The organism is Aliiglaciecola aliphaticivorans (genome assembly GCF_054782055.1).
In genome coordinates this window covers 1-4,153 of record NZ_BAAGTF010000055.1, presented here as the reverse complement: position 1 = coordinate 4,153, position 4,153 = coordinate 1, and the positions used below count along the sequence as shown (strand labels likewise).

Here is a 4,153-nt window from a genome sequence, read left to right as displayed (position 1 = left end):
GCTCACGACAGAGTTCAGGAACACTCACGCCATTTTCATTCTGTTTTATGATCGCCAGGATCTGACTGTCGGTATATCTCGATTTACGCATAGAAAACTCCTTCGTTTTAGTTTAACGGGAATTTCAACTTAAAACTGCTCCGACTTTCTGGGGGGATTACAGTTCGGTTTCTGTGAATGAAGTGATGCAAGACTGTTCCCTCACAAGGGGAGCTTTTTATGCTCACTTCAAAAGCAAATCTGACTTATATAGTGAAGCGCTAAAGTTTTCTGCTACAAACAGCGAACTGGCAAAAACGAAGCCTAAAGAAACATCTTCGAAAGAGTGGCTCAGTCAGTTACTGAATGGATATCTTAGTATTGAGCACGTAAAAGGAGAAAAGCCTTGTCCACTGGCTTTTTTGGCAACTGACATAGTTTCACGGGATAAAACCGCAAAGAAAACATATGCCCACACATACAAGAACATGAATAAAATTATTATGGATTATGCTGGCACTGAAACGCCCTGTAACAAAGAAGATATACTTTCATTAACCTCCATGATTATCGGAGCGGTAGCCGTTTCTAGAACCATAGAAGATGATAGATTAGTTAAAAATATTTTAACCTCTTGCCGACAGCAGGCTCGATTGATATTAGGTGGAATATAACACCCCGAAATGCTGACGAAAAGCGCGCAGCTAGTTGAGGTCTGAATAATTAGTTTATATTGTGCCGAGCCATAATTACTCAGCATCACCGTTTTAGGATTTCTGATATAGACCAACTATCCGCTTGTTCTTTATCAACCCACAGCACCACATGAGTGTGATTACTCATAACAGCATAGGCTCATATATCTATAGAAAATACAGGCCCAACAACCCATTTTCTATACAGCCACGCCTATGTTCATAACTTTGCCCTGTTACTTCCCCTTCAATTAACACACTAAAGCCTAGAGCAAAGCTGAGATTTAACTACTTTTTTAGAATGGGTGTCTTGTTAAGTAGTGTTGTTAAGTAAGTGGGTGTCTTGTTAAGTAAGTGCTGTTATTTCAGCAAAACTATTACAATAAATGAAGCAAATTACACTGTCAGTTATTTTTACAGTTAATTAAAACACCCCAAAAAAACAACATAATAAATTTAAAATCATAAGCTTACTATTTGGCACGGTATGTGCTTAGGGGTTTCGGTGTATAAATTGGAATCAGTAAAATATGAAAAAAATAGTACTAGCTAGTATCTTAATGGCCTCTTCTATGGCTAATGCAGATGTAATTGATCTTGACTTTGGTGAGGTTAATCTTGAATCAGAAATTTTGAGTTCAAGTTCTCTAAGTTTTACGTCACCGGCCGCTACCTTTAATGATGTATCTTTGTATGCACAAATTGTTGCATTAACTTTATATAAAGATAGTGGTAGCACAACCAGTGGTTCTGTCGCTGATGATATAATTATTAATCAGGGTGGTAATACGACAACGACTTACGCATTCACTTTATATGAAGATAGTGAATTCACTGAAGTCTTTTCACCTAACTTTGACTTTTCTTTCAATTTATTTTTCTATGATATTGATGGTAATCGCAAATTTGGCAATATTTATTACGATGAAGTGACCGTTTACACTCCTTCAGTTGTTGAATACACCACTACCACAGCACTTACTATTTCTGAGAATTCAGATGGATCTATTACAGCATCAGGAAAAGGAACCAATGCTGTAGATGGACAAGATGGTTTAGACTCCTTCAATCAGGACCAAGCTGATGTTGCAGCGTCATTTACATTTACCAATACGTCAACGGTTGTTTTTGACTACACCATTGTAAACACTTTAAATAGCGGCCATCGTAATCTTTTAATTGACGCTAACAACTTATCTTTTGATAATTTTGATACCACTACTACTGATGTAACCACGGTTTCTGAACCTGGAATGGCAGGGTTGTTGCTGGTCGGGCTAGGCTTGCTTGGCTTACGTCGTCGTAAAGCTATCAAATAATATCTTTAACAATTTACCGAGTAGGTTAGGTGTCACCACCTTCTCCTACTCAGGTGTTAAAAAGCCCCCCTAAATCAGTTGCTAGTAATAAACATTTAAAGTTAGGTCGGCTGAAAGCAAAGTCATTTTCAAAGGTATATTTAGATGACTGCTTAGGTAAATAGTCCATTTCAATGCCTATGTTATGTTTTATTACTCCGAATAATCTGAATGATGAGAGGTATAAATAAAACAATATAAAAAGCGATACCAAAAATATATTCATCGTCATTAATTAAAGGAAATTCAGCTACCTGTAATATCTCTAAAATAGCAAACCAAACATAAAATATTACAGACAACCAAAGAACCACTTTGTCTCTGAAATATAAAAATGCTGAGTAAGAAAATATTAAAGCCAGCACCAACAGAGTTCTTCCTTCAGTAAGAAAAAATAATAAAACTATAAAATATGCTAACTCTAAAACCTTATTCATAAAACATAACGCTAAGCTAACGGAAAAAGCGCCATGCTAAAATGCGAAGCGGCATTGTGTTTTGTCTCATTGAGCGTTTTTTTATGTTTTTTTTCCTATAACGCATGGTTACCAATCGCTCGCATATTCTTTATTCGCTTTAAACGCTTCAACTTCTAAAGGTGCTTTATCGTAACCATACTCTGCTAAATCCGAGAAGTGCTGAGTTATTATCTGGTCAAGACTGGTTCGTTCAATTTGAAGTACATGTACCAATTCATGAGCTAGCTTTGGCCTATTTAGTAAGTAACCATTACGAACATAAATTGAGTATCCGAACACCTGAGCGTTGTTGATTATACCTTCACCAATGAACCCGAGTGCTTCACCTAGTGTTTTAAGCGCAAAGTTTTCGTACGGGAACGGAACTTCATCCACATATATTACCCTTACTTTTTCTGGGTTTTGAATTCCTATGTCTTTTGCTAAGGATAATTCTTGTGCATTTAGAGGTACTCCAGACTTTAAACCTTCTTTATCTATTTCAACCGCCCAATGAATATACTGTGGTAGCAATATATTTGAGATGATTTTCTGGTATGAGAGTATTGCTACAATGATAGCGACGCTCAAAATGAGCATTGTAACCTTGATAAACTTCATGTACTTCAAATCCTTTGTTAAAAAATCCTAGTGGCTTGCGAAAAAACAATCGTGGTAGAGCGGCCCATTACTGAGCCGACCCCACACAGATCCGGACGTGCGGAATTACCGCATCCGGCTCTTCAGTTATATATTCACCCGTGTAAATCACGGCCACTTTAATACCAGTCAACATGGATAACTCTTTTGCTAACTCGTAGCTTCTGTATTTGGAAATACTCTAGCATCTTCTTAAAATTACTCCAATTGTAACTTCGACGACCACTGCGCCTGTTCAGCCATTTGTAAAGACTATGCAATACATAGTTGTACAGCTTGCTCAAACTGCGGCTGTTGTCGGGTAGCCCAAAGTAATTTCTAAACCCTGTGAGTTTGCGCTTTAATTGAGGTAACCAAATCGCTAGCTTCTGCGAGCGTTTGGCTTTGATGAAGTGGTAAAGTTCGCTTAGGCTACTTCGCTGCTTTTGACTCGCAGTTCGTCGCCTTAATCGAGGGTTACCCTTTGCATCAGTGCCCCAGTAAAATGCAAAACCCAAGAACACAAACTGGCGCTTACGACTTGGGTGGAATCGACTAAACCTTATCTGGCTGGTCTTTTCTGGTGCCGTATCCAGTTTGAATTTCTTTAGTCGTTTTGGCAGCACGCTGTAAAACCGTTCGGCATCATTGGCATACTGAAACGCACACACAAAATCATCTGCATAACGTATCAGCATGGCTCTGCCTCTCATGCGAGGTTTTACCTTCTTCTCAAACCATAAATCCAATGCATAGTGCAAATAGATGTTGGCCAACACGGGGCTAATGATACCGCCTTGTGGTGTGCCACTTTGTGGCTTGAGATAATCCCCTTCTGGTGACTTTATTCGTGCTTTTAACCATTGCCCTATTAAGCTCAACAGCGCGTTATCATCAATTGTCAACATCAATTGAAAACTGATCCACTCGATCAATTTAAATGTGATCCACTACTTGGTTGTTTTTTCCATTAAACCTGCTTGTTTCTTTTCTTTAATTCGATAACTTTCTCCTTTAATTTGAA

The 4,153-nt window shown here is 38.2% G+C and carries 5 protein-coding genes and 2 pseudogenes; 2 read left to right on the top strand and 5 right to left on the bottom strand.

Features of this window, described 5'->3' with window-relative positions; translation table 11 throughout:
* On the bottom strand, positions 1-91 hold a 91-nt coding region (locus ACYVIL_RS19440), incomplete at its 3' end, for a transposase (RefSeq protein ID WP_460314318.1).
* Between the two features lie 76 nt (positions 92-167).
* On the opposite strand from ACYVIL_RS19440, the pseudogene ACYVIL_RS19435 reads away from it, so the two are divergent.
* Positions 168-653: pseudogene (locus tag ACYVIL_RS19435) on the top strand (TetR/AcrR family transcriptional regulator); the annotation flags it as partial.
* A gap of 88 nt (positions 654-741) precedes the next feature.
* On the opposite strand, the pseudogene ACYVIL_RS19430 reads toward ACYVIL_RS19435, so the two are convergent.
* Positions 742-914: pseudogene (locus tag ACYVIL_RS19430) on the bottom strand (transposase); the annotation flags it as partial.
* Between the two features lie 290 nt (positions 915-1,204).
* Between ACYVIL_RS19430 and ACYVIL_RS19425 the strand changes: the two are divergent.
* Positions 1,205-1,993, top strand: a complete 789-nt coding sequence (locus ACYVIL_RS19425; RefSeq protein WP_460314316.1) for a PEP-CTERM sorting domain-containing protein — start codon at positions 1,205-1,207, stop codon at positions 1,991-1,993.
* 182 nt (positions 1,994-2,175) lie between these two features.
* On the opposite strand, the gene ACYVIL_RS19420 is transcribed toward ACYVIL_RS19425, so the two are convergent.
* The 3 genes from ACYVIL_RS19420 to ACYVIL_RS19410 all read right to left on the bottom strand — a co-directional run bounded on the left by ACYVIL_RS19420 (position 2,176) and on the right by ACYVIL_RS19410 (position 4,037).
* Positions 2,176-2,469 carry a hypothetical protein gene (locus ACYVIL_RS19420; protein WP_460314314.1) on the bottom strand — a complete coding sequence of 98 codons (294 nt, stop codon included), beginning with the start codon at positions 2,467-2,469 and terminating at the stop codon, positions 2,176-2,178.
* A 108-nt stretch (positions 2,470-2,577) separates the two neighbouring features.
* Entirely contained in the window at positions 2,578-3,111 is a 534-nt protein-coding gene (locus tag ACYVIL_RS19415; RefSeq protein ID WP_460314312.1) for a hypothetical protein, read from the bottom strand.
* A 158-nt stretch (positions 3,112-3,269) separates the two neighbouring features.
* Positions 3,270-4,037, bottom strand: a complete 768-nt coding sequence (locus ACYVIL_RS19410) for a reverse transcriptase domain-containing protein (protein ID WP_460314310.1) — start codon at positions 4,035-4,037, stop codon at positions 3,270-3,272.
* Between the last annotated feature and the right edge of the window lie 116 nt (positions 4,038-4,153).

What these genes read in the sequence shown, in the direction of transcription:
- ACYVIL_RS19425 (WP_460314316.1), top strand. Translation starts at nt 1,205, where the DNA reads ATGAAAAAAATAGTACTAGCTAGTATCTTAATGGCCTCTTCTATGGCT.
- ACYVIL_RS19420 (WP_460314314.1), bottom strand. Translation starts at nt 2,469, where the DNA reads ATGAATAAGGTTTTAGAGTTAGCATATTTTATAGTTTTATTATTTTTT.
- ACYVIL_RS19415 (WP_460314312.1), bottom strand. Translation starts at nt 3,111, where the DNA reads ATGAAGTTTATCAAGGTTACAATGCTCATTTTGAGCGTCGCTATCATT.
- ACYVIL_RS19410 (WP_460314310.1), bottom strand. Translation starts at nt 4,037, where the DNA reads ATGTTGACAATTGATGATAACGCGCTGTTGAGCTTAATAGGGCAATGG.